At 71.3% G+C, this 23,494-nt stretch carries 21 protein-coding genes; 10 read left to right on the top strand and 11 right to left on the bottom strand.

Annotated features, from left to right (window positions below):
- From ACFHWS_RS12980 to ACFHWS_RS12965, 4 genes are read right to left on the bottom strand one after another with little or no spacing between them, the layout of a single operon-like run.
- Window positions 1-2,172: a dipeptide ABC transporter ATP-binding protein gene (locus tag ACFHWS_RS12980; protein ID WP_416554299.1), complete on the bottom strand. Its 2,172-nt coding sequence runs from the start codon at window positions 2,170-2,172 to the stop codon at window positions 1-3.
- Between the two features lie 5 nt (window positions 2,173-2,177).
- Complete coding sequence (locus ACFHWS_RS12975; RefSeq protein WP_416554297.1) at window positions 2,178-3,074, bottom strand: ABC transporter permease; 897 nt, start codon at window positions 3,072-3,074, stop codon at window positions 2,178-2,180.
- On the bottom strand, window positions 3,074-4,084 hold the full coding sequence (locus tag ACFHWS_RS12970) for an ABC transporter permease (RefSeq protein ID WP_416554295.1): 1,011 nt from the start codon (window positions 4,082-4,084) through the stop codon (window positions 3,074-3,076). The genes ACFHWS_RS12975 and ACFHWS_RS12970 overlap by 1 nt, the downstream gene beginning before the upstream one ends.
- A gap of 22 nt (window positions 4,085-4,106) precedes the next feature.
- On the bottom strand, window positions 4,107-5,765 hold the full coding sequence (locus tag ACFHWS_RS12965; RefSeq protein ID WP_416554293.1) for an ABC transporter substrate-binding protein: 1,659 nt from the start codon (window positions 5,763-5,765) through the stop codon (window positions 4,107-4,109).
- A 380-nt stretch (window positions 5,766-6,145) separates the two neighbouring features.
- On the opposite strand from ACFHWS_RS12965, the gene ACFHWS_RS12960 reads away from it, so the two are divergent.
- The gene (locus ACFHWS_RS12960) at window positions 6,146-6,661 is read left to right on the top strand and encodes a hypothetical protein (RefSeq protein ID WP_416554291.1); all 516 of its coding nucleotides are present in this window, start codon (window positions 6,146-6,148) and stop codon (window positions 6,659-6,661) included.
- A gap of 126 nt (window positions 6,662-6,787) precedes the next feature.
- On the opposite strand, the gene ACFHWS_RS12955 is transcribed toward ACFHWS_RS12960, so the two are convergent.
- Both ACFHWS_RS12955 and ACFHWS_RS12950 read right to left on the bottom strand, forming a co-directional pair.
- Window positions 6,788-6,961 (bottom strand): hypothetical protein, encoded by a 174-nt coding sequence (locus ACFHWS_RS12955; protein WP_416554289.1) that lies wholly within the window; start codon window positions 6,959-6,961, stop codon window positions 6,788-6,790.
- A gap of 183 nt (window positions 6,962-7,144) precedes the next feature.
- Window positions 7,145-9,253 (bottom strand): sulfatase-like hydrolase/transferase, encoded by a 2,109-nt coding sequence (locus ACFHWS_RS12950; protein WP_416568262.1) that lies wholly within the window; start codon window positions 9,251-9,253, stop codon window positions 7,145-7,147.
- A 234-nt stretch (window positions 9,254-9,487) separates the two neighbouring features.
- On the opposite strand from ACFHWS_RS12950, the gene ACFHWS_RS12945 reads away from it, so the two are divergent.
- The 9 genes from ACFHWS_RS12945 (at window position 9,488) to ACFHWS_RS12905 (ending at window position 19,184) form a co-directional block, all read left to right on the top strand.
- Window positions 9,488-10,909, top strand: a complete 1,422-nt coding sequence (locus ACFHWS_RS12945) for a cytochrome P450 (RefSeq protein WP_416568261.1) — start codon at window positions 9,488-9,490, stop codon at window positions 10,907-10,909.
- Between the two features lie 8 nt (window positions 10,910-10,917).
- Window positions 10,918-11,817: a terpene synthase family protein gene (locus ACFHWS_RS12940; RefSeq protein ID WP_416554283.1), complete on the top strand. Its 900-nt coding sequence runs from the start codon at window positions 10,918-10,920 to the stop codon at window positions 11,815-11,817.
- A 122-nt stretch (window positions 11,818-11,939) separates the two neighbouring features.
- Window positions 11,940-13,547 (top strand): prenyltransferase/squalene oxidase repeat-containing protein, encoded by a 1,608-nt coding sequence (locus tag ACFHWS_RS12935; RefSeq protein WP_416568260.1) that lies wholly within the window; start codon window positions 11,940-11,942, stop codon window positions 13,545-13,547.
- Between the two features lie 134 nt (window positions 13,548-13,681).
- Window positions 13,682-16,180: a nitrate- and nitrite sensing domain-containing protein gene (locus ACFHWS_RS12930; protein ID WP_416568259.1), complete on the top strand. Its 2,499-nt coding sequence runs from the start codon at window positions 13,682-13,684 to the stop codon at window positions 16,178-16,180.
- A gap of 39 nt (window positions 16,181-16,219) precedes the next feature.
- Window positions 16,220-16,636 carry a roadblock/LC7 domain-containing protein gene (locus ACFHWS_RS12925; protein WP_416554277.1) on the top strand — a complete coding sequence of 139 codons (417 nt, stop codon included), beginning with the start codon at window positions 16,220-16,222 and terminating at the stop codon, window positions 16,634-16,636.
- 10 nt (window positions 16,637-16,646) lie between these two features.
- The gene (locus ACFHWS_RS12920) at window positions 16,647-17,033 is read left to right on the top strand and encodes a DUF742 domain-containing protein (RefSeq protein ID WP_123600961.1); all 387 of its coding nucleotides are present in this window, start codon (window positions 16,647-16,649) and stop codon (window positions 17,031-17,033) included.
- Window positions 17,014-17,616, top strand: a complete 603-nt coding sequence (locus ACFHWS_RS12915; protein ID WP_416568258.1) for a GTP-binding protein — start codon at window positions 17,014-17,016, stop codon at window positions 17,614-17,616. The genes ACFHWS_RS12920 and ACFHWS_RS12915 overlap by 20 nt, the downstream gene beginning before the upstream one ends.
- 150 nt (window positions 17,617-17,766) lie before the next feature.
- Window positions 17,767-18,315, top strand: coding sequence for a hypothetical protein (locus ACFHWS_RS12910; RefSeq protein ID WP_416554273.1), 549 nt, complete (start codon window positions 17,767-17,769; stop codon window positions 18,313-18,315).
- A gap of 524 nt (window positions 18,316-18,839) precedes the next feature.
- The gene (locus tag ACFHWS_RS12905; RefSeq protein WP_282230225.1) at window positions 18,840-19,184 is read left to right on the top strand and encodes a histone-like nucleoid-structuring protein Lsr2; all 345 of its coding nucleotides are present in this window, start codon (window positions 18,840-18,842) and stop codon (window positions 19,182-19,184) included.
- 157 nt (window positions 19,185-19,341) lie between these two features.
- Here the strand turns inward: ACFHWS_RS12905 and ACFHWS_RS12900 are convergent, their stop codons facing one another.
- From ACFHWS_RS12900 to ACFHWS_RS12880, 5 genes are all read right to left on the bottom strand, one after another.
- On the bottom strand, window positions 19,342-20,241 hold the full coding sequence (locus ACFHWS_RS12900; RefSeq protein WP_416554271.1) for a DUF2726 domain-containing protein: 900 nt from the start codon (window positions 20,239-20,241) through the stop codon (window positions 19,342-19,344).
- Between the two features lie 330 nt (window positions 20,242-20,571).
- Window positions 20,572-20,817, bottom strand: coding sequence for a ferredoxin (locus tag ACFHWS_RS12895; RefSeq protein ID WP_416554269.1), 246 nt, complete (start codon window positions 20,815-20,817; stop codon window positions 20,572-20,574).
- Window positions 20,818-21,064: 247 nt separating this feature from the next.
- Window positions 21,065-22,123 carry a ferric reductase-like transmembrane domain-containing protein gene (locus ACFHWS_RS12890; RefSeq protein WP_416554267.1) on the bottom strand — a complete coding sequence of 353 codons (1,059 nt, stop codon included), beginning with the start codon at window positions 22,121-22,123 and terminating at the stop codon, window positions 21,065-21,067.
- Window positions 22,120-23,058, bottom strand: coding sequence for an FAD:protein FMN transferase (locus ACFHWS_RS12885; protein ID WP_416554265.1), 939 nt, complete (start codon window positions 23,056-23,058; stop codon window positions 22,120-22,122). Before ACFHWS_RS12885 ends, ACFHWS_RS12890 begins: the two co-directional genes overlap by 4 nt.
- 4 nt (window positions 23,059-23,062) lie before the next feature.
- Window positions 23,063-23,431: a hypothetical protein gene (locus ACFHWS_RS12880; RefSeq protein ID WP_416554263.1), complete on the bottom strand. Its 369-nt coding sequence runs from the start codon at window positions 23,429-23,431 to the stop codon at window positions 23,063-23,065.
- Between the last annotated feature and the right edge of the window lie 63 nt (window positions 23,432-23,494).

Here is a 23,494-nt window from a genome sequence, read left to right as displayed (position 1 = left end):
TCACCTTTCGGATGCGGTCAGCAGGTCGGGGATCTCCGGGGCCCGCCAGCAGGCCGCCCGGCTGCGCCCGTACGGCAGCAGCTGCTGTTCCTCTGTGCGGCACCGGCCGGTGACGAACGGGCAGCGGGCGGCGAGCGGACAGCCGGCGGCGGCGTCGGTCTCGTCGAGGTCCTTGAGCAGGTCGACCCGGCCGCCGCCGAACCCGGCGCCGAGACTCGGCGCGCTGGACAGCAACGCCCGGGTGTACGGGTGCGCCGGGCTGGTGAAGACTTCGTCGACCGGTCCTTCCTCGACGATCCGGCCCAGGTAGAGCACGATCACCCGGTCGGCGAAGCCGCGTACCGTGGCCAGGTCGTGGGAGATGAACACGCTGCCCCGGTCCCGGTCGGCGGCGACGTCGCGGATCACTTCGAGGATCTGCGCCTGCACGGTGACGTCCAGCGCCGACGTCGGCTCGTCGAAGACGATCAGGTCGGGGTCGCCGACCAGGGCACGGGCGATGCCGACCCGCTGCGCCTGCCCGCCGGAAAGTTCATGCGGGCGGCGGGCGAGGATCGACCGGTCCAGCTCCATCCGGTCCAGCGCGGCACCGACCCGTTCGGCCCGCTGCGGCGCCGGTACGCCGAGCGCGCGCAGCGGTTCGGCGATGGCGTCCGCGACGGTGCGGCGCGGGCTGAGCGCGCCGAACGGATCCTGGAACACCATCTGGGCGCGGGTCCGCAGGGTGCGCAGCGCCCGGCCGCGCAGCTCGGCCATCCGGGCGCCACCGATTTCCACGGTGCCGCTGGCCGGCTCGACCAGCCCGAGGATCAGCTTGGCCAGGGTCGACTTGCCGCAGCCGCTCTCCCCGACCACGCCGAGGGTTTCGCCGGCGGCGACGGTCAGGTCGACGCCGCGCAGCGCGTGGTGCCCGCCGCGGCCGAACCGGCTGCGGTAGACCATATGCGCGTCGTCGATGCGCAGCACCGTCCGCTCGGCGGCACCGGCCCGCTCGGCGTCGACCCGCGGTGCGGTGCCAGGCGACGCGGTGCCCACCGACGTGTCGACGACGGCCGGATCGGTGACCAACGGCCCGGTCTGCGGGTGGAAGCAGGCCAGCGTCCAACCGGCCGTACCGCCGACGGCAGTACGGTCCGACGCGACGCGGTCCGACGCTGCTGCCGGCACGGCGCCGGTCGGCGGACGCTGCGCGGCGCAGCGGTCGGTGGCATGCGCGCACCGGGAGACGAACGGGCAGTCGCCGGGCGGGGCGGTCAGCAGCGGCATCCCGCCGCCGGTGGCCCGGACCGGGCGGCCGTCCACGTCGGGCACCGAGGCGAGCAGCGCCCGGGTGTACGGGTGGGCCGGGGCCCGCAGCACCTGCGCCGCCGGCCCGCTCTCCACGACGGTGCCGGCGTAGAGCACCACCACCCGGTCGCAGACCTCGGCGATCGAGGCCAGGTCGTGCGAGATGAGCAGCACCCCGCGCCGGTCGGCGTCGGCCGCGTGGCGGAACTGGCGGAGGATCTCCCGGGCCAGGGTGACGTCCAGGCCGGTGGTCGGTTCGTCGGCGATCAGCAGGCCGGGCGCGCAGCCGGTGGCCAGGGAGATCATCACCCGCTGCGCCATCCCGCCGGACAGTTCGTGCGGGTACGCGTCGAGCCGCCGCTGCGGGCTGCGGATACCGACCGCCGCGAACAGTTCCCGGGCCGTCTGGCGGGCCTGCTGCCGGGTCATCCCCTGATGGGTGGTGAGCCGGTCGGTCAACTGCCGACCGACGGTACGGGTGGGGCTGAGCGCGCCGCGCGGGTTCTGGAAACAGATCGCCGCGCCGTGGCCGCGGTGGCGGCGCAGCTGCTCCGGGTCGAGCCGCAGCACGTCGACCGGGCCGCCGGTGTTGCCGGCACCGTCCCCCGGCCCGCCGCCGGGGTCGGCGGTGGCGTCACTGCTGACGTCGCCGCCGTGGAAGCGGACCCGGCCGGTGGCCTGCGCGCCGCCGGGCAGCAGGCCGACGATCGAGCGGGCCACCATGGACTTGCCGCCGCCGCTCTCGCCGACCAGGCCGACCACCTCGCCCCGGTCGACGTGCAGGCCGACCCCGCTGAGCGCGGCGACCTGCCGACCGGGCCGGCGGATCAGCACCGACAGGTTCTCGATGGCGAGCAGGTCCCGGGTGATCGTCGTCGGGTCCATCGCGGTCACCGCCGTTTCGCTTCCGCGCGTTCCTGCAGCCCTTCGCCGAGCAGGCTGAAGCCGAACACGCTGATCAGCAGGAACAGGCCGGGCGGCACCGAGGTCCACCAGCGGCCGGCGACCACGTCCGGTGAGCCGAGACTGATCATCGACCCCCATTCGGCGGTCGGCACCGAGATGCCCAGCCCGAGGAAGGACAGTCCGGCCAGGGTGAGCATCGCCCAGCCGCAGCCCAGCGGGGCGATCACCCGGACCGGGGTGAGGCTGTTCGGCAGCACGTGCCGCCAGAGCACGCCGAGGTGCGACGCGCCGGAGGTGACGGCGGCGTCAATGAACGGCAGTTCGCGTACCGAGCGGACCTCGGCCCGCACCAGCCGGGCGTAGCCGGGGGCGTTGACCAGGGCGATGGTCAGGATCAGGTTGACCGTGCCGCCGCCGAGCAGGGCGGCCACCGCCAGGGCCAGGATGAAGGTGGGAAACGCCTGGAAGATGTCGAGTAGCCGCATCAGCACGTCGTCGATCCAGCCGCCGAAGTAGCCGGCGACCAGGCCGAGGGTGGTGCCGGCGAGCACGGCGAGGGCGACCGCGGCGACCGCGATGCCCAGGTCGAGCCGGCCGGCGTGCAGCAGCCGGCTCCACACGTCCATCCCGTTGATGTCGGTGCCGAGCGGGTGGCTGCCGTCGGGCGGCAGCAGGGTGCCGGCCGGGTCGATTTCCTGCGGGCCCCAGGACGACAGCAGCGGCGCGGCGATCGCGGCCAGCGCCACCACGGCGAGGATCGTCGCGCCGACGGAGATCAGGACGGTGGCGAACCGGCCGCCCCGGGCGGTGCCGGTGGCCACCACCGGGGCGGCGGCGTCGGCGCTGTCCGCCGGTCCGCCGGCCGCGCGCAGGTCAACCATCAGATCTTCACTCTCGGGTCGAGGATCGAGTGCACCACGTCGGCGATCAGGAAGACGAGGACGTAGCAGACCGCGATGAGCAGCACGGAGGCCTGCACCACCGGGAAGTCGCGGTAGAGCAGCCCGCGCAGCGCCCACTGGCCGAAGCCCTGCCACGAGTAGACGTACTCGATCAGCACGGTCGACCCGATCGCGGTGCCGAAGACCAGGGCTGCCAGCGACGGCAGCCGAACCAGGGCGGAGCGCACCAGGTAGCCGCGGCGCAGCAGCCGGTCGCGCAACCCGTGCGCGGCGGCGGCGGTGTATGCCTCGGAGTGCAGCACCTCCAGCGCGGAGGCGCGCACACTGCGCAGCAGCGGAGCGACCACCACGATCGCCAGGGTGGCCACCGGCAGCGCCAGGTGGGCCAGCGCGGAGGTGAACGCCGGTCCGTTGGCGGTCAGCGCGGCGTCGACCAGCTCGGCGCCGGTGATCGGGGTGAGGTTGGTGTCCGGGGCGACCCGGCCGCTGGGGGCCGGGAACCAGCCGAGCATGCTGTATCCGACCAGCACCAGCACCAGGCCGAGCCAGAACTCCGGCACCGAGTTGCCGATCAGCGCCAGCACCCGGATGCCGTGGTCGGCTGCCCGGTCGGCGCGGCGCGCCGACCAGATGCCGCCGACCACGGCGATGAGCACCGCCACGGCGACCGCCAGCACCACCAGTTGCAGGGTGGGACCGACTCGCAGGGCCAGCTCACCGGCGACCGCGTTGCCGCTCTGGATCGACGTGCCGAGGTCGCCGGTGAGCAGCCCGCCCAGGTAGTCCAGAAACTGTTTCCACAGTGGCTGGTCCAGCCCGTAGCGGGCGCGTGCCGCCGCGGCCTCGACCTCGGTGGCGTTCGGGCCGAGGATGGTCCGGATCGGGTCCCCGGGGAGCACCCGGACCAGGACGAAGGTCGCGACGATCACGCCGAGCAGCACCGGTACGAGCTGCAGCAGCCGGCGGGCGACGAAACGGGCGATGCGCATGAGGGGTGGGTGCCGGGGTCGGTCAGGCCGAGGCGTGGAGGTAGCGCAGCCGGGCCAGTCCGTCCATGGGCTGGACCCAGCCGGCGACGTCCTCGCGTACCGGCAGGTTGAAGTTGGGTTGGCAGAGGATCGCCCAGGGCACGTCGGCGGCGAGGATCTCCTGCACCCGCAGCCAGAGTTCGTTGCGCTCGGCCGGGTCGACGACGGTGTGCGACCGCTCGTAGATTTCCTCCAGCTCCGGGTTGACGTAGTTGGAGTAGTTGAGGTTGGCACCCTCGACGAAGCTGGTGGCCAGCATGTACTCGACGTCGTTGACCCACAGCTGGCCGGCGGTGATCTGCAGCGGGATGTTCTTCTGCTGCCGCCGCTCGGCGAGGGTGGCCGGGTCCAGCGGGACCAGTTCCAGCTCGATGCCGACCTTGCGGGCCTCGCTCTGCACCAGGACCGCAATCTGCTGCTGGGTGTCGTTGTCGGTTGCGTAGACCAGCTCGGAGCTGATCTGGTCGACCCCGGCGGCGGCGAGCGCGGCGCGGGCGGCGTCCGGGTCGTAGCCGTACGGGTAGCCGCGCTCGTCGTAGCCGGGCATGTCCAGCGGCACCAGGCTCTTCGTCGGGCGGGCGTCGCCGCCGTACACGTTGTTGATGATCTGGTCGTACGGCACCGCGTGGGCGAGGGCCTTGCGAACGTCGACGTTGTCGAACGGCGCGGTGGTCACCGACATCTGGATGGCGACCTGCTCGTTGCTGGCCGCGGAGATGACCTTGACGCCGTCGGTGTTCTTCAGATCGGCGATGTCACGCTGGCCGATGCCCAGCGCCACGTCGATGTCGCCGGCTTCCAGCTGGAGCCGCTGGTTGGCGGCGGCCGGGACCACCGAGATCCGGATGGTCGTGGTCTGCGCCGGGTCGGGGCCCGGGTAGCCCTCGTTGGCGGTCAGCACGATCTCCTGGCCCTGCACGGCCCGCTCGACGTTGAAGTAGCCGCCGGTCGGGGCGTTGTTGGTGAACCACTCGGTGGCCCACGGGTCGGCGTCGGTGGCGTGCTTCTTCGCTTCCTCGGAGTCGAAGACGTACAGCGAGATCGCCTGGATCTGCCGGGTCAGCGCGCTGGGGAACGCCTGGGTGAACTGCACGGTGTAGTCGTCGACCACGGTGACCTGGTCCGGCTCGGTCAGGCCGATGGTCCGGTAGATGCCGGCGACGTTGGCCTGGGCGGCGAACGCCCGGTCCTTGGACCACTTGACGTCGGCGGCGGTCATCTCGTTGCCGCTGGCGAAGGTTACGCCCTGACGCAGCTTGAGGGTCCAGACGGTCTGGTCGGCGTTCGGCTCGAACGACTCGGCGAAGGTCGCCATGACGTTCTCGGTGTCGAGGATCCGGGAGCCGTCGACCTCGGTGACCCCGTAGTCGATCATGTACGGGAAGACGTTCTTGTACAGCATGAGCGCGACCGGGTCGAAGCCGACGAAGTCCTGGTCCCAGCTGCTCAGGTAGCTGGAGACGGCGATACGCAGGGTGTCGGCGGAGGTGCCCGGGGAGGCGTCGTCGGAGCCGTCGGTGCCCGATCCTGAGGCACAGGCGCCGGTGGCGAACAGGAACGCGCCGATGCCCCCGAACTGGAGCACCGACCGGCGGGAGAGGGCGGGCGAGGCGGAATCGCCCCGCGGAGAGGTACCAGCCATGGGAGAAGACCTCCGTCGTGAACGGCGAGGGTGACCTTGCATTCAGGTAGCTGTGCGTTCAGGTAGCGGGTCGAACGGCGAAGCGGGCCGCGAAGCACGACGCGCCCACCCCGTGTTCTATCAGGCTGAACGTTCGTGAACAAGAGGCGAAATCCGTTCACCGAGACTGTCCCGGCGTATGGCGAGGCAGAGAAGCCAAACAGCCGAGTCCACCCGCGCAACCTTGTTCACAGAGTTTCACACACCTGATACACAGCACCGCTCCGACCACCCGCAGGTGATCGACAAAAGTTGATGCTGGGCCTAAGCTGCCAGATTGACCTCTGGTAGCGCTCCCAAAGCCGTCCCCTGCCGGAGGCGCACCGAGAGGAGGAACAGTCATGCGCCGCTCTACCGCGAGCGTACTCGTCGGGGTGGCCGCCCTGACACTCGTCGCCGGCTGCACCCCGCCCCCGACGGGGTCCCCCGGCACCCCGTCGGTCCCGGGCGTCGACACGCCGACCGAGACCCGCGAGCCGATCCAGGTCAACGTCGCCGAGGCGCTCAATGTCGCTCAGCAGGAGTTCGACCTGATCGCTGGCGGCGACTGGTCGGGTGCCTGGCGGCTGTGGACCACCGAGGCCCAACAGTCGGTTCCGGAGGACGTGTTCGTCGAGACCAACGAGACGTGCCCGGTGCAGGACGGCGTCGAGTTCCAGCTGCAGGAGGTCACACCGGTCGACGAGACGGCCGTCGACCTGACCTGGCGCCGCGAGGACACCGTGGGCAACAGCTCACTGCGGCTGGTGCAGGACACCTGGCGGTTCGACCCGGGCGGCGGCGTGCTCGTCGAGTACGCCTCGGGCGCCGCCGACGCGATCGAGAAGCGCCGGGCGGCCGGCAGCTGCCCGGCCTGACCCTCGGGCCTCCGCCGGTCGTTCCCTGGGCCGGCGGAGGCCCGGCTTCGACCGGCGGAGGCCCGGTTCGGCAGCGACGGACCCAACCGCGCTGCGAACCGGGCAACCTGTCGCGGCTCGCCGCCGTTAGCGGTGCCGCTTGTTCCGGTGCAGCGCGTCCCCCGCCCGCCGCAGCAGGTTCGAGGTGCGCGACGGCCCCTTGCGGGACTCCACCACCGAGCTGAGCTTGCGCGCCCCGGCCGCCGCCAGCGGCACGGCGACCGCGACGACCGCCCAACGCTTGATCATCCTGCCGACCATGGTCGCCTCCTTCGGTCCGGCGTCGGCACCCGCACGTCGCGCCGACATCGACCCTGGCTGGTGCCGTATCGACGGTTCCGGCGCGTGCTGTCGGCAGACACATACCCAGCAGCCGGCTCCGCTAAGCCTGAGCTGGACACGATCCATCGGGTGGACCGTCCGCAGGTGGGCGGGCAGCTCGGATCAGCCGGTGGTGGGCAGGCGACGAACGGTCGCCGCCGCACCGGACCGGTCGTCATCGACCGGATCCGCCGGGTCGACGACCAGGAACAGCTCCAACTGGTTGGAGCCCGCGACGAACAGCCGCTCGTCCGGGATCAGCCCGACGAACCGGAGCTGCCCGGCACCGTCGCGCGCCGCCTGAACCACGGTGCCGACCCGCCCGTTCAGCGCGACCGCGAGCGGGGCGCCGACCGGCACCGACTCCGGCAGGGTGCCGTGCACCAGCGCCGGGATCTTGCCGCGCTCCGCCCGGACGTCCTGGTACTCGGACAGATTCGTCACGGTCGCCGGCGGGCCGGTGCCGACCACGGCCAGATCGTCGACCGCCGCGCCGATCAGGTCGGCCGCCGGCAGCGGCGGGAACACCGGCCGGGCGCTGGCACCCGCCCGTACGGCGGCGAAGTGGACCGGGCCGTCGATCGTCACCGGCTCGCCTGGTCGCGGGTCGAACCGCTTGTCGGTAGTCTCCCGTTCGCCGCGCAGCGCGGAGATGCCGTCGGTACGCCACGGCACCTGCACCCCGGCGTGGTCGGCGACGGTCGGCAGCAGGTCGACCTGCTCCCAGTTACTATCGTCAATCCGTCCAACCTGTTGGCCGGGTTCCTTGACGAACAGCGGCACCCAGGCGAGCTCGGCGGCGGCGGCGAACTGGTCGTCCATCTCCCGGCCGGCGATCCCCTCGCTGAAGCTGCCGCCGTGGTCGGAGGTCACCACGATCAGCGCGTCGTCGTAGAGGCCGTTCGCGCGCAGCGTGCGCAACGCCTCGCCGATCAGCAGATCCGTGTAGCCGACCTGCTGCAGATGCCGCTGATGGGTGAGCCGGGCCCACCAGGGTCCGTCGTACGGCAGCCCGCCCGGACCGTCGTACCGCATCCCACTCGGCAGATAGGTCCACGGCGAATGGGGCATCAGCAGGTGCAGAAAGTGCAGCGTCGGGGTGTCCCGGGGTTGCAGCGAATCGAGGAACCCGGTGAACCTGGCCGGCTGGTTCTCCTTCAACCGGCTCATCCGAAACCCGGGGCCGGCGTCCGGGGACTTGTCGTTGGCCCGAATGTCGTCGGCCACCGTCGGTTCGCGGAAACTCGCCGCCGGGTCGTCCAGCGAATCGTCCGGGGAGATCAACTGGCCGTACAGTGCCGCGGTTTCCCGCAGCATCACCGGCAGGCTGCCCCGGTCCTGCCCGGGACGTCCCCGACAGTGCTGCGGCGGGCAGAGCTGGGTGACGTTCTCCCAGGCCTCGATCTGGTAGGCCGGTCCGAGCAGGGTGAACAGGTTGTCCGGGTGCTGTGAGTAGTGCGGTGTCAACTCCCCGGTCGGGTACCGTCCGGTCAGCATCGCCGGCACCGCGTTGACGGTCTTGCCGCTCACCGTGGTGGCGTTGCGGTACCAGGTCGAGCCGGCCGCCAGCCGGGCAAAGTTCGGCACCAGCTCGGCGTCGATCTCACCCTGCTCGTCGAGCAGCGACACCAGCGGGAACTCATCGAGGATGATCATGACGACCGGCGGATGCGGACCGATGCTGCGCACCGGCGCGCCGGACGCCCCCCGGCCGAGCAGCACCGCCGACGACGGCGAGGCGAAGACGAACAGCAGCACGAACGCCAGCGGACCGACCGCGGCGACCCGCAGTACCTGCCGGGCGACCGTCGACCTGGCGAACCCCGCGAGCAACACGGTGGCGACGACGACGGCGAGCACCACCAGCAGCGGGCCCCGCACATCGATCAGCGTCTTTCCGATCTGCACGATGAACAACACGGTCAGACCGCCGAGCTGGGCCAGATGGGTCCACCGCCGGACCGTCGCCCCGGCCAGCCCGGCCAGCCAGCCGAGACCCCACAACAGCACCGGCGGAACCAGCACGATCACCGCGACCAGGGTGAGAACGGCGGCCGGTCCGGCACCGTGAAAGAAGAAGAAGTCCGGGCTGCGACCGATCACGTCGAGCAGCGGCTGGGCCACCACGAGCCCGCAGAGTGCGATCAACTCCACCAGATAGGGCCAGCCGGACGCCCGTCGGGGGCTCGGCTTCGGGTCGTCGGCACCGGTGCCGGGCTGCGTCTGGGTCACCGTGCACTCATACCACACCAGGCCATGTCGAATGCCGGCGCAGACGACCGGACGGCTGGCGCGCCGAAAAGTGTGCGCACCAAGGGAGAATTTAACATCTATGAACCTAGATTGGCCGTGTTCGTCATGGCATGATCAGCCGAACGTCGTCCTATGCTTTCAATCAGTCACTAGTCGACCCGGTGGACCCCTGCGGTCAGGTGGCGGAACGGAGATCGTGTGCAGGGTGACAGCATGACGGGTCGAACACCCCGACCGGGTGCCTCTTCCGCCCCGATGCGTTCGGTCGCGGCGCTACGCGTCCTGCCCGGGCTGGTCCGCGACCCGCTGCGGACCCTCGTCGGGCTCACCGCCGACGCCGACGGCGGCATCGTCCGGCTGTCCGCCGGACCGGCCCGGCTCTACCTGGTCAGTGATCCCGCTCAGGTGGCGCACGTGCTGCGGGACAACGCGACCAACTACCTGCGCGACGGCCGTGGCCTGCTCTGGCGGCCCATCCTGCGGTTGTTCGGCGACGGCATCCTCAGCGAAGGTCCGGTCTGGTCGGACAGCCGCCGTACGCTGCAGCCGCTGTTCACCGCACGACGGCTGGACGCCCTCACCGACGACCTGGCCACGGCGATCGCGGACGCGACCGGGCCGCTGGCCGACGCGGCCCGGCACGGACACACCGTCGACATCGGCGCCGAACTGGCCCGGCTGGTCTGCCGCGCCATCGTCCGGGTCATGTTCGCCGACCGGTTCACCACCGATCAGGCGCTGCGGATCGCCGCAGCCCAGGACACCATCGCCACCGCCGTACTGCCGAGGCTGCTCCTGCCATTCGTGCCCAACTCGGTCCCGCTGCCCCGCGACCGCGCGTTCCGTCAGGCCGTACGGACCATCGACGAGATCGTGCTGCCGGTGGTACGACAGGCCCGGGCCGACGGCGACGACACCGACGACGTCGTCGGGACCCTGGTCCGGGCCCGCGACCGTGACGGCCGGGCCTTCGACGAGGCGCAGATCCGCAACGACACGGTGGCCATGTTCGCCACCAGCACCGAAACCACCTACGGCGTACTGACCTGGCTCTGGCCGCTGCTGCACCGCCTCCCGGCGGTTGCCGACCGGCTGCAGCGGGAGATCGACGAGGTGGTCGGCGGCGGACCGGTCCGCCGCGACCACCTGCCCCGGCTGCGCTACACCCGGATGGTGCTGGACGAGTTGCTGCGGCTGTACCCGGTGGCCTGGCTGATCCCACGTACCGCGCTCGCCGCCGACGTGATCGACGGGGTCCGCATCGAGGCGGGCGCGCAACTGGTGGCGAGCCCGTACCTGACCCACCGGTTGCCCACGGTCTGGCCGGACCCGGAGCGGTTCGACCCCGACCGGTTCGACCCCGACGGTACGGAAGACCCCGGTACCGGTCCGTCGGCGGCGGCACGGCGCCGGCAGCGGTACGCTCACTTCCCGTTCGGCGGCGGGCCGCACCAGTGCCTCGGCCAGCACCTGTTCTACCTGGAGGCGTCGCTGATCGTCGCCACGGTCCTCAGCCGGTTCCGGGTGCGGGTGACGGACGGACGGCTGCCCACGCCGCAGGCCGGTGCGTCGGTACGGACCGACGCACCGGTACGGGTCCGGATGGAACCTGCTGCCCTCTCCCGGACGGTCTGATGCACTCGATGTCCTCATCGGCCGCAGCGAACCTGCACAGCGCGGCCGAGAACGGCCGGATCTGCGCGATCGCGATCCACGGTCAGCGTGACCTGGCTGAACACACCCGGGCCTACCCCGGTCTGTTCCCGGCCCGCCCGTTCGACCCGGCGGTCAGCGCCGCGATCTCGCTGGCCACCGCGTTCGCCGCGCCCTGGTGCACCCCGGAGCAGCTACGGCTGGCCAACCGGGCCGCGCTGTGGGTGTTCGCCGCCGACTGGTTGATCGACTACCGGGCCACGACTGACGACGAGATCGTCGCCCTCGTCGACCGGTGCCGTGCGGTGGCGCACGGCGCCGCGGCCGGACCCGACGACGAACTCGGCCGATTCCTCGCCGACCTCGTCGCCGAACTCGACCAGGCACCCGCCTTCGCCGCCCGACGGGACCGCTGGTGGGCCGAGCTGGACCGGACGCTCACCGCCATGCACCGGGAATGGCGGTGGAAGGCGGCCCGCCGCACCGCCCCGGCGGAAGCCGGCCCGACCTTCGCCGACTACCTCGACAACGCCGACAACTTTGGATCGACCTTCGTCAACGCGACGCACTGGCTGCGTCTGGGTGACGGCCCGACGCTCGCGCACCTGACCGAGCTGATCACCGTCAGTCGGGAGGTGCAGCGGGTGCTCCGACTGGTCAACGACCTCGCCTCGATCAGGCGGGACACCACCTGGGGTGACCTCAACGCGCTGCTGGTGACCGCCGACCGGGGTGTCGTGGAGGACCAGATCGGACATCTGGTGGACCGGTGTCGCGACCTGCTGCGGCCGTTGGAGATCCGCTGCCCCAACCAGGCCGCCTACCTGTCCCGGCAGCTGGGATACACCAGCGGCTTCTACCGGGTCACCGACTTCTGGGGCGAGCTGTGACGGTCACCGGAAGCCGGGCCGCGCCCAGTGGCGGGCCCGCCACGACCGGCCCGGTCCCAGGCCGTGCCCGACGGTACGCCGGCCCCGTCACAGACAGTTGGGACCGGGCCGCGCAGGAAGTCGTGGACCGGCTGCCCGGTCAGCCCTGGGGCCACACCGACGTCTCCGTCTACGAGACAGCCCGCCTGGTCAGCCTCGCCCCCTGGCTGACCGGGCACCGGACTCGGGTGCGACATCTGCTGGCCAGCCAGCAGCCGGACGGCAGCTGGGGCGGTCCGGGCGGCTACGCGCTGGTCCCGACGTTGAGCGCCGTCGAGGCGCTGCTCGGCGTCGCGGCCGTACCGGCGGCGGTCCGGTCCACCGCCACGCCGCTGCCCGACGCGACGATGCGGGGGCTGACCGCCGCGCACCGGATCCTCGCCGCGACGACCGGCGGGACACTGCCCGACACCCCCGCCGTCGACCTGATCGTGCCGGCGCTGGTCGACCGGATCAACCAACGGCTACGGCACCGCCCCGGCCCGCCCGCGAACGACCCGGCGCCCGACGCCCTACTACGGCTGCGGGGTGAACTCGACTCCGGCCGGCTGGACGCGGTACGCCGGCTGTCCGCCGGTGGCCGGCCGGTGCCGACAAAGCTGCTGCACGCGTACGAGACCTTCGCCCACCAGGCGGCGCCGCTGAGCCGTCCAGTGGTGGCGCCCGTGCCGGCACACCCGCTCACGGGATCCGGGACGGGCCGACGGGCCGGCACGGTCGGCGGTTCGCCGGCCGCCACCGCGGCCTGGCTCGCCACCATCGACCCGATCCGCACCGAAATCGACCCGGTGCCCGCGCGCCGCTACCTGGAAACGGTGGTACGCGAACACGACGGTCCGGTGCCGTGTGCCACGCCCGTCGCCGTGTTCGAGCGGGCTTGGGCCCTGACCACCCTGCTGCGCGCCGACGTCGCCATGCTGGTGCCGCCCGAACTGCCGGGATCCCTGCGTGCGGCGCTCACCCCGGCCGGTGCGGCGACCGGGGCGGGCCTGCCGCCGGACGCCGACACCACCGCCGTGGTCCTGCACTGTCTCGCGCTGCTCGGACAGCCAGCCGATCCGGCGGTGCTGCTCGATTTCCGGGCCGGCGACCACATTGCCACCTGGCCGGGTGAGGACGGCGCCTCGGTGACCACCAACGCGCACGCCCTCGACACCCTTCAGGCGGTCGGGGGTGGCCGGCGCGCCGCCGACCTGGATGTACTCCGCCGGTCGATCAGCACCTGGCTGTGCGACCAGCAGCAACCCGACGGCTCCTGGCAGGACCGCTGGCACGCCTCGCCGTACTACGCGACCGCCGCCTGCGCGTTGGCGTTGTCCGCCGCCTGCGCGTTGGCGTTGTCCGCCGCCGGCACCGGGGCCCGGCCGGCAGCCGCCGTGCTGCGGGCGGTGGACTGGGTGCTGCGTACCCAACGGCCGGACGGCTCCTGGGGGCGCTGGCACGGCACCGCCGAAGAGACCGCGTACGCGGTACGGATCCTGCTCGCCACCACCGACCCGCCCAGTGACCGGATGCTACGGGCCGCCCGCCGGGGTGCCGCCCATCTCGTACCGTCCACCGCCGACCAGGGGCCGGCCCTCTGGCACGACAAGGACCTCTACCAACCGATCACAGTGGTCGCGGCAGAGATCGTGGCCGCCGGCAAACTCGTTCACCGGGCACGCGTCACCGGCTCCAACAGGCACGCTTGAGCACCGGACCGCGACGCTGCTAGCGTGCGCCGTGCCCATGCGCTCATGAACAGGCGCGGCGCGGTCCGCGCATGTACGGCCAGGAGTAGCAGGCAGATGACGAGACATTCGCAGGTCAGGCCGGGGACGGTGTAATGGTGTCACGCGGATTTCACCTGCGTACCAAGATTGTCGCGCTGCTGCTGTCGCTCAGCGCGCTGTGGGCATTCGCCGCATGGGTGACCCTGCGCGACGGCCTGAATTTATTGTGGGTGCAGACCTACGACAGCCAGATCTACCAGCCGAGCGAGCCGCTGCTGCTCGGGCTGCAGTCCGAGCGGCGCCTGGCGATGGCATACCTGGCCGGGCCGACCGACGAACGCCGCAGCGAACTGGTCGAGCTGCGCGAGGCGAACGAACGGCTCGCGGACGAATTCCGGGCATCCGCCCAGCACTGGTGGGCGGACCTCGCGGCCGGCGCCGAGCTGGAACAGCAGGTCGCCGACACCGTGCAGTGGCTGACCGAGCTGCGTGTCACCCGCGACGCCGTCGAGGCACGGGAAGTCGACCGGGGCAGCGCACACGAGGACTACACCAACACGATCGCCGCGTTCTTCCAACTGTTCGGTGCGCTGGGCAATCTCGACGAACGCGACATCGCCGACGACACGGCGACCCTGACCGATCTCAACCGGAGTCAGGAACTGGTCGCCCAGCAGGATGCGCTGATCGCCGGTGTGATCGTCGCGAAGCGGTTCACCGCGGCCGAGCACACCCGGTTCGTACAGCTGGTCGGCGCACAGGAATTCCTCGTCAACGCCACCGTGGTGAACCTGCCGGAACCGGACCGGGCCCGGTACGCGGAACTGGTCGACAGCGACAGCTACAAACGTTTCCGGAACGCTCAGCAGCGGATCGTCGCGAGCGGGCCGTCCTCCTCGTCGGCACCGTTGACCGAGGCGCAGTGGCGGCCCGCGACCGACACGACCATGTCCGATCTACGCACGATCGTGCTGGCCGGCGGCGACGACCTCGTCGACCGAGCCGTGCCGGTGGCCCTGCTGGTACTGCTCCGGCTGCTACTCGCGGCCGGTCTCGGCATGCTCGCGGTCGTCGCGTCGATCATCATGTCGATCACCACCGCGCGGGCGATCGTCGCCCAGCTCGAACGGCTCCGGGACGCGGCGCACCGGCTGGCCGAGGATCGGCTGCCGGGCGTGGTCGACCGGCTCGGCCGGGGCGAGGAGGTCGACGTGGCGGCCGAGGCACCGCCGCTGGAGTTCGGCAACGACGAGATCGGGCAAGTGGGCCGCGCGTTCAACCGGGTGCAGGAAACCGCCGTGCGCACCGCCGTGGAACAGGCCGAGCTGCGGCGCAGCGTACGCGACGTGTTCCTCAGCCTGGCCCGCCGGACCCAGGCGCTGGTCCACCGGCAGCTCACCCTGCTCGACTCGATGGAACGCCGGGAGGAGGACGCGGACAAGTTGGAGGAGCTCTTCCGGGTCGACCACCTGGCCACCCGGATGCGGCGCAACGCAGAGAATCTGATCGTGCTCTCCGGCTCGACCCCCGGCCGGACCTGGCGCCGCGACGTGCCGATGGTGGACGTAGTCCGGGGTGCCATCGCCGAGGTCGAGGACTACACCCGGGTGACCGTCGCTCCGATCGGGCAGGTCTCGTTGGCCGGCCGGGCCGTCGCCGACGTGATCCACCTGCTCGCCGAACTCATCGAGAACGCGTTGTCGTTCTCCCCGCCGCACACCACCGTCCAGGTCAAGGGACAGTTCGTCGCCAACGGCTACGTGGTGGAGATCGAGGACCGCGGGCTGGGCATGAGCGACGACGAGCGAGCCGCCGCAAACGAACGGATCACCGAGCATCCGGAGTTCCGGTTGTCCAGCACCGTCCGGCTCGGCCTGTTCGTGGTCAGCCGGCTGACCGAACGCACCGGCATCCGGGTGCACCTGAAGGAGTCGCCGTACGGCGGATCCACCGCTGTCGTGCTGATCCCACGGGAACTGGTGGTGCCGGGCGACGAAGCCACCGACCCGGATCTGCGCTCCAGCGGCCGGCTCCCAGCGACGGTGCCTGCTACCTCCGACACCATCGATACGCTGCCCTTGGCGGCCGCAGCCGGCCCGGGTCGGGCCGCCGAGCGGCATTCCACCGTGCGGGCGGTCGCCCCGGTGGCCGCCACCGCCCGCTCCGAGCCCGGACCGGCACCGGACGGCGACACACCGGCGACGGCCGCACCGGCGGGACGTCCGGCCGGGCCGGTGGAGCCCGAGCCCCAGCCTGACCGCGTCCGGGCCGCCCCGCCAGCCGGGCCACACACCTCGACGTACACCCCGTCCGGGCTACCGGTCCGGGTACGCTCCGCAGCCGCCGGATCCGCCGGTGGACCGGGTGCGAACCGGCCCGACAGGTCGCAGCGGGACCGGCACCCGGACGGCGAGCCGGCCGATCCCCCTGCCCGCCCGGCCGAGCAGGTACTACGGATGATGAGCGCATACCAGAGCGGAACGAGGCAAGGTCGATCGGACGCGGCACGACTGCCCGACGCGCCGCCGCCCGAGGACTCTGCGACGGCGCCGCAAGGACAGTCACCGGCCACCGCACCGGTCAGCGACGACCGGAACCCACCATCGGCGTGAGCCTCAGCGCTAGGGCTGGCACGAACAGGAGAACCACTGATGCAGCAGACCGCCTCGATCGCGGACCTCACCTGGTTGCTCGACGATCTGGTCGGTCGGGTCAAGCAGGCCGAGCATGCGATCGTGCTTTCCGTGGACGGCCTGTTGATGGCCGCCTCGGCCGGCCTGGGACGCGACGACGGCGAGCACCTCGCAGCACTGGCCGCCGGAATCCAGAGCCTCGCCCGCGGCGCCGGCAAACGGTTCCATGGTGGACCGGTACGACAGACCATCATCGAGATGGAGTCCTCGTTCCTGTTCGTCACGGCGGCCGGGCATGGTGCCTGTCTCGCCGTACTGGCCAGCGAGGAGACCGACGTGGGACTGATCGCCTACGAGATGGCGATGCTGGTGACCAGGGCCGGCAAGTACCTGGCCTCCCGCACCCGCCCGGCCGAGAACCACACAGAGAAGTGACCCGGCGACGATGAGCCAGTCCGACGAATCCGGTGAGGACCGGTGGATCGACGACCACGCCGGGCCGGTGGTCCGGCCGTACGCGATGACCGGCGGCCGCACCCGGCCACGCCGCGGCCGGTTCGACCTCATCTCGTTGGTGCTGGCCAGGCCACGGACCCCACCGGGGGAAGCCGGTCTCGGCCCGGAGCACCTGGCGATCCTGGACCGCTGCCGCGAGCCGCTGTCGGTGGCCGAGGTCGCGGCCTACCTGGATCTGCCCCTCGGCACCGTCCGAGTCCTCCTCGGCGACCTGCTCGAACACGCACTGGTCGAGGTACAGGAACCCCGTTCGGCGTCGAACCCGACTGACGACAGCGTATTCGAGGCGGTTATCAATGGACTACGAGCGCTCTGATCCGGCCGGCACCAGGCCGATCGCGCCGACCGCGGTGAAGGTGCTCATCGCCGGCGGCTTCGGGGTGGGCAAGACGACCCTGGTCGGTTCGGTCAGTGAAACCCGGCCACTGCGCACCGAGGAACTGCTCACCGAGGTCGGGGTCGCCGTCGACGACGTCTCCGGCGTGGAGGAGAAGTCCACCACCACGGTGGCGATGGACTTCGGCCGAATCACCATCAGCGAGGACCTGGTTCTCTACCTGTTCGGCACCCCCGGCCAGGAGCGCTTCCTCTTCGTCTGGGACGAGCTCGCGACGGGCGCGCTCGGAGCAGTGGTTCTCGCCGATACCCGGCGGCTGGCCGACTGTTTTCCGTCCATCGACTACTTCGAGCAGCGGGGAACCCCGTTCATCGTCGCGGTCAACTGCTTCGACGGTGCCCGGCAGTACGCGCTCGGCGAGGTCCAGTTGGCGCTGAACCTCGATCCGGACGTGCCGGTGGTGCTCTGCGACGCCCGGCAACGGCAGTCCGGCAAGGAGGTCCTGGTGAAGCTGCTGGAACACGCCCGGGATTACTCGCGCCGGTCGGCTGCAGTCGGATAGCCGCCCCTGATAGCCGCCGGCCCGACCGACCTCCGGCACCGGCCGGCGGGACTTCCGGCCCTGCCGCCCTGCCGGGAAATCCCCTGACAATCGATGTGTCGGAGAGAGCGCCGGACACCGACACCGGTCAACGACAGGGGAGGGATCGAGATGGCAGGCACCACACACCCGGCACCAGCCACCACCGACAGGGGATTCGCCGCCACGCCAGCCGAGACCCGGTTCGGCGAGGTCGTCTGGGCAGTGACCAGACTGGCCCTCGGATTCGTCTTTCTCTGGGCTTTCCTCGACAAACTCGCCGGTCTTGGCAAGTCGACCCCCAGTGAGCGAGCCTGGATCAATGGCGGATCCCCGACCACCGGGTACCTCAGCAACGTGGAGGGCCCGTTCAGCGGATTCTTCAGCGGCATGGCCGGTCAGGCCTGGGCCGACTGGTTGTTCATGGTCGGCCTGCTCGGCATCGGCGTGGCGTTGATCCTCGGCGTCGGAATGTGGGTCGCCGCAGTATCCGGCTCGTTGTTGCTGACCCTGATGTGGCTGGCGTCGCTGCCGATCGCCACCAACCCGTTCCTGGACGACCACCTAGTCTACGGCCTGGTGCTGCTCGGTCTGGCCGCGACGGGCGCCGGTTTTCGGTACGGTCTTGCCAGCTGGTGGCGGAACCTGCCGCTGGTACGGCGCAACGCCTGGCTCCGCTGACCCACCCGGGTCGGTCGACCGTCACGGCCCCGCTGAGTGAACTCAGCGGGGCCGACCGCTGTCCGCGCAATTCGACGGCAGGGATCGCACATGAGCGCCGGCTGCGGTGATCACCGCAGCCGGCACCCACGTCCATCAAACGGCAGCTACCGAGCATCCGAACCGGACGCTCACCGCTCCTGCGGTCGTCGCCTGAACCAGGCGATCGTCACTGCTCCTCTATCCTAGAGAGCTGCCGTCGGTTCGGTAATGGATTGTGGGCCATCCCACGTGGTGTGGGCGGCCAGTGCCGGCGGACCAGATGATCAGTGACCCCGCCGGGCAGGCATTGACCCCCGCGCCCGGATGCCGGTTTTCCTCGACCGACCGCCCCCTGGCCAGCGCCAAATGGTGTCCGGATCGAGATCCGGAGCCGGCGAACGCCGACCGCCTGACCACCGACAATGGCCGAAGTGTTGCGGAATCGATGGCCAATGCGTCAGACTCAATTCCGAACACGGCCGTATCCCGAGGAGTGAGCATCTGTGGCCAAGAAAGTTATTACTCTGCTGACCGACGACCTCGACGGCAGCGAGGCCGACCGGACGGTCGAGTTCTCGCTGGACGGTGTCACTTACACCATAGATCTGTCCGAGAAGAACGCCGGCAAGCTGCGCAAAGCCCTGGACACGTACATCGCCGCCGGCACCCGGGTGAGCCGCAGCAGCGCCGGCGGCCGGGGCGGCCGCGGGAGCTACTCGGCCGCGCCGGCCCGCTCCGACCGCGAGCAGAACCGCGCCATCCGCGAATGGGCAGCTAAGAACGGCTACCCGGTCTCCGAACGCGGCCGCATCCCGGCAAACGTGATCGCCGCGTACCACAAGGGCTGACCACCCGTCGGTCACATTCCCGGCAGAGTTGCCCACGCGTCACTCGGGCAGCTAGGTTATCGGCGCCGGCGGCACCGCCGGACGATTTTGTCCAGCGGAAGGGCGGACATCCGCCGGCGCCACCGCCCCATCGGCCAGATGGCCGGGAGGCACGCGATCAGTCGAACGACACATGGTCGAACGCGAACTCGCCACTCATCTCGGCACGGCGGGACAGCAAGGCCCGCAACTCGCCGGCCAGCTCGTGACGCTTACACAACTGCGGCTCACTGAGTTCCAGTGTCGTCAACCGCTCCCCGACGGCCGCCGCCGCCAGGTCTTCAGCGAATCGTCCGGGCGCTATCCCGAAGTGCAGCCGGTGCGGCCAGATCCGTACCCTTTCGAACAGCAGCCCACCCTCGCCGGCAGTCAGCCAGGCCCAGCCCTCTGCGCCGCCGTCCTTCCATTCGAGGTGCAGGCCACGTAGGAGCGGATCGGACAGCTGCCGGCTGACGAAGGCCTCCACTGCCCGGACGCGGGCCACCGCGCCCAGATCATTGACCCGGCCGGTCCGACCGTCTGGCAACCGGCCGACGATGTCCCGGTAGCTGATTTCCCCGACGATCTCGCCGGACCACAACCCGGCCGCGCTCTGCTGGAACGTTCGTGCGTCGAGCACGTACTCCACCACCCGCCGGCCCGGACCGGTCGCCGTCAACGCCGCCGACTCGACCCGCAGCACCGCCAGGCCCACCGCTTCGCACACGGCGTCGGTCATTCGTTCGTCGCGTCGCTGCTCTGCGGTCCGGTCGGCGGGGTCGACGAAGTCGGCCACGAAGACCGGACGGTAGTCGTCGGCAGCACAGACCACGAAATCGAACCGCGCCCGAGTGGCCACACTCCATTGCCGGGTGGTAACACCCGGCGGACGTCCACCTACCAGCTGCCCGAGTCGCCGGCCCGGCACGATGACACAGCCGGCACGGTCGAACAGCTCGCCGCGCCGAACGCCCGCAGCGTGTTCCGCGAGGCTGAGAACCGGGCGCAGCCAGGGCTGCCGGACGTCGTCGTTGGTCATCAGATGCCTTCCGTGGATACTGCGGCCTTTCAGGCAGGGGAGGATACGGACTCCTGCGGAGCAGGGCAGGGAGAGTCGACTCGCCGCCGGAGCGCATCGACGTCCACGTTGCCTTTCCGGTGACGGCAGGAGATTCGACCCGTGAGAGTCGAATCTCCCCGCTTCAGCAGAGGAAGATGTCAAGGTCGTGTCCTTGGCTTGCTCGCCACGCCGCGACCGACGAGGCCTGCCCATGCTAGACGCCTGTCGACCAGGGAAGGACGGCGGCGGTACGTGTGGGTCAGCGCGGCGACAGCGGCACGCGGTCAGCGGCGCCGACGGCAGAACCGGTCAGGGTCGCCGACGCGCCGGCTGGGCGGAGGTCAACCGCAACGCGAGCTCCGGGCAGTTCGCCACGGCACGGTCGGCGTGCCGGCGCAGCTCCGCAGGCACCGCCGGCTCCCGGCTGCCGTCCCGGGAGATCGGAAAGCCCCAGTCGTCACGGATCAGCAGCTCGGGCAGCAGCTCGATGCAGAGACCCCGACCGTCACAGCGAGCCCAGTCAATCTGCAACCGTGCACCGTGCGGATCGTTCACCTGTCGTCACTCCTAACGACGTCACCCGGTGAGCCCGGGTGTGGATCCTCTTCACGCTGGCATCCTATCCGCCCTGAAGCTGAAGGACAGAGCTGCACGAGTTACACGTACCGTGTAGGTCTATGGCTGAACACGAAGGCATCCGTACCGGCAGACATTGCGTTTCGCGATGCATGCCCACTTGGTCTTCGTGACGGAGTTTCGCACGAGGTGTTCGGCGATCGGCACCCGGCCCGCATTGAGGCGATCATGCGGGACGTGTCCGGGCTCTCACCCCGCCCTGAGGGCCGGAACGCTGGCCCGCAATCCGATAGCCGTCGGAGTCACCGGACGGCGGGATGGCACCGGCCTCGGGTGGTCGCCGGGCGACGAAGTCACCATCGGCGTCAGCGTCGGGCAGCCAGCCCGGCGGGTCCGCCGGCTGGGAGACCGATCCCGGCTTGCGGTACATGTCCAGCAGGCTGGACGGTACGGAGGCGGCCCGGCCGCCTCCGTAGGAACCGACCGGGTGCTCTGCCTGACCTGCCGCCGCAGGCGGCCGGTCCCACATCGGCCCGGTCGGCTGGTACCCGGCAGGTTGGTAGCCGGCGGGTGGGTACCCGGCGAGAGCGGCAGGTGGGTACCAGACAGGCGCGCGGTCGCCTGGCGGATCGGCGGGCAGCCAGTCGGTCGGCGGGCGGACGGCTGCCTCGTCGGTTGTGGGTCCCGACCGCCGGTGCGATCCGCCGGGGGCCCGCCCCCCGGGTCGGGGAGCGTCGTCGGTGGCCCGCCGTCGCGACCGGGGCCGCACCCACAGCAGCAGGCGCCAACCGAGCGCGCCCAGCACAGCCGCCAGACATCCGGCGTTGACCGCCACCATCCAGGTCTGGCCGCTGTCCGTACCGGTTCCGACCGAGTGGCCGAGCGCCGCCGGCCAGGCGGCGTACGCCAGCCAGTGCAGCGCCCGCCACAACCGCACCTCGATCCGCCGACGCAGCAGACTGGTCACCACCAGCACCAGCATCACGTCACTGGCGAGCGTGCCCAGCCCCATGTACAGCGGACGGTACTCGGCGCCGAACGGCACGAACAGGTCGTACACCCGGAGCTTGGCGTACGGGTCGAAGAGCAATGTGACCACGTGGACCGTCAGCAGCCCAACCGCCAGCAGCGCCGCGTTGCGGTGGACCAGGCTCACCGCAAACCGGGGCAGCCCGAACACCGGCCGGCCCGACCGGCTGCCCACTCCCAGCACCACGACCACCGACAACAGGACGAGCGCCGTCACCCCGGTGCCGCGCGCGACGAACCACCCTGCCTCCGTCACTGTGTCTCCTCCTCCGCGGACCAGCCTCCGACGGTCCGCACCGTGCCGTCCCCGGCCACCAGCCGGGCCGGTGCCCCGAGACCTGCGAGCCACCGATCGGCGGCCGCACCGCGCACCAGCGCCGCGGTGCTCAGCGTGTTCGCCCGCACGCAGCTGTACGCCGCCACGGAGACGCTGCGCCACACCCGGCCCGTCGGCGTACCGGTGCGGGGGTTGACGATGTGGTGCATCGTGGCGTCTCCGGCGGTCCACTGCCGGCTCACCGTGCTCGAGGTGGCCACCGCGCCACCGGCCGGCAGACCGATCACGCACGCCGGATCCGACGGACGGTCCTGCACCCGGATCCGCCAACGCTCGTCCGGGGCCGGCCCCGCAGTGGCGATGTCGCCGCCGAGGGCGACCAGCACACCGACCCGGCACCGGCGGGCGACGTCCCGAGCACAGCGATCGGCTGCCCAGGCCTTTGCGGTCGCGCCCAGGTCCAGCTGCACCCCGTCCGGTACGGTCAGTTCGGTCCCGTCGAGCCGGACCTGACGCCAATCCGCGGCCGGCAGGACGGTCCGCGCCACGGCGGGCCGGCCATGCAGGGTCACCCAGCGCAGATCCTCGTCGTAGCCCAGCCGGCACAGCGTCGACCCGACGGTCGGGTCGACGTCGCCGTCGGTCTCGCGGGCCGCCCGCAGCGCCACCGACACCAGGCCGGCGAGCAGCGGGCTGATCCGTACCGGCGTTCCTCCGCTGCGGCATGCCCGGACCAGTTCGGAGTCGGCGCGGAACCGGCTGCAGGCGGTGTCGACGGCGGCCAGCACGTCGTCGACGATCGTTCGGGCCGCCGGCACCGCCGCAGGGTCGCTCACCACCACCCGGGCCAGCGTCCCCCACACCTGCCACTGCGCGCAGTCCGGCCCGACCGGGATGGTCTCCAGCAGCGGCATCGCCTCACGACCCGCCGGAGGTGGCCTGGCCGGGTTCGCCACCACCGCCGGTCACCGGCGGAAACTCCGCCGTCGGCGGGGCCTGGCCGACCGGCTGGTCCGGCTCGGTCGCGCCGTCCGGGGCAGGTTGTCCGTCGCCGGCCGTCGCCGCCGGATCGGTACCCGCCAGACCCGGGGCGGGTTGCCCGTCGACACCGGCCGGCTGCGGCGCGGTTTCGCCCTGCACGCTGTCCGCCGGAGTGTTCGCGTCCTGGTCCGCCGTGTGATCGGCGTGCGCCACCACAGCGACGCCGAGCGTGCCGGCGATGCTCGCCACGGCCAGCCCGCCGGTGATCATTGTTACCCGCCGCAGCCCCAGCTCCCGCTCCCCCACGTGGCCTCCCGAATCGCCGTACCCAGCGGACCGCCCGCCGTCAACCCGGGATACGGCTCCGAC

This window comes from Micromonospora sp. LOL_013, assembly GCF_048060315.1.
GTDB lineage: Bacteria > Actinomycetota > Actinomycetes > Mycobacteriales > Micromonosporaceae > Micromonospora_E.
This window is presented reverse-complemented; position numbering and strand designations above follow the sequence as displayed.

Bases quoted from the DNA above. Each gene is read 5' to 3' on its own strand.
- ACFHWS_RS12980 (WP_416554299.1), bottom strand. From the start codon at position 2,172: ATGGACCCGACGACGATCACCCGGGACCTGCTCGCCATCGAGAACCTG.
- ACFHWS_RS12975 (WP_416554297.1), bottom strand. From the start codon at position 3,074: ATGGTTGACCTGCGCGCGGCCGGCGGACCGGCGGACAGCGCCGACGCC.
- ACFHWS_RS12970 (WP_416554295.1), bottom strand. From the start codon at position 4,084: ATGCGCATCGCCCGTTTCGTCGCCCGCCGGCTGCTGCAGCTCGTACCG.
- ACFHWS_RS12965 (WP_416554293.1), bottom strand. From the start codon at position 5,765: ATGGCTGGTACCTCTCCGCGGGGCGATTCCGCCTCGCCCGCCCTCTCC.
- ACFHWS_RS12960 (WP_416554291.1), top strand. From the start codon at position 6,146: ATGCGCCGCTCTACCGCGAGCGTACTCGTCGGGGTGGCCGCCCTGACA.
- ACFHWS_RS12955 (WP_416554289.1), bottom strand. From the start codon at position 6,961: ATGGTCGGCAGGATGATCAAGCGTTGGGCGGTCGTCGCGGTCGCCGTG.
- ACFHWS_RS12945 (WP_416568261.1), top strand. From the start codon at position 9,488: ATGACGGGTCGAACACCCCGACCGGGTGCCTCTTCCGCCCCGATGCGT.
- ACFHWS_RS12940 (WP_416554283.1), top strand. From the start codon at position 10,918: ATGTCCTCATCGGCCGCAGCGAACCTGCACAGCGCGGCCGAGAACGGC.
- ACFHWS_RS12930 (WP_416568259.1), top strand. From the start codon at position 13,682: ATGGTGTCACGCGGATTTCACCTGCGTACCAAGATTGTCGCGCTGCTG.
- ACFHWS_RS12925 (WP_416554277.1), top strand. From the start codon at position 16,220: ATGCAGCAGACCGCCTCGATCGCGGACCTCACCTGGTTGCTCGACGAT.
- ACFHWS_RS12920 (WP_123600961.1), top strand. From the start codon at position 16,647: ATGAGCCAGTCCGACGAATCCGGTGAGGACCGGTGGATCGACGACCAC.
- ACFHWS_RS12915 (WP_416568258.1), top strand. From the start codon at position 17,014: ATGGACTACGAGCGCTCTGATCCGGCCGGCACCAGGCCGATCGCGCCG.
- ACFHWS_RS12910 (WP_416554273.1), top strand. From the start codon at position 17,767: ATGGCAGGCACCACACACCCGGCACCAGCCACCACCGACAGGGGATTC.
- ACFHWS_RS12900 (WP_416554271.1), bottom strand. From the start codon at position 20,241: ATGACCAACGACGACGTCCGGCAGCCCTGGCTGCGCCCGGTTCTCAGC.
- ACFHWS_RS12885 (WP_416554265.1), bottom strand. From the start codon at position 23,058: ATGCCGCTGCTGGAGACCATCCCGGTCGGGCCGGACTGCGCGCAGTGG.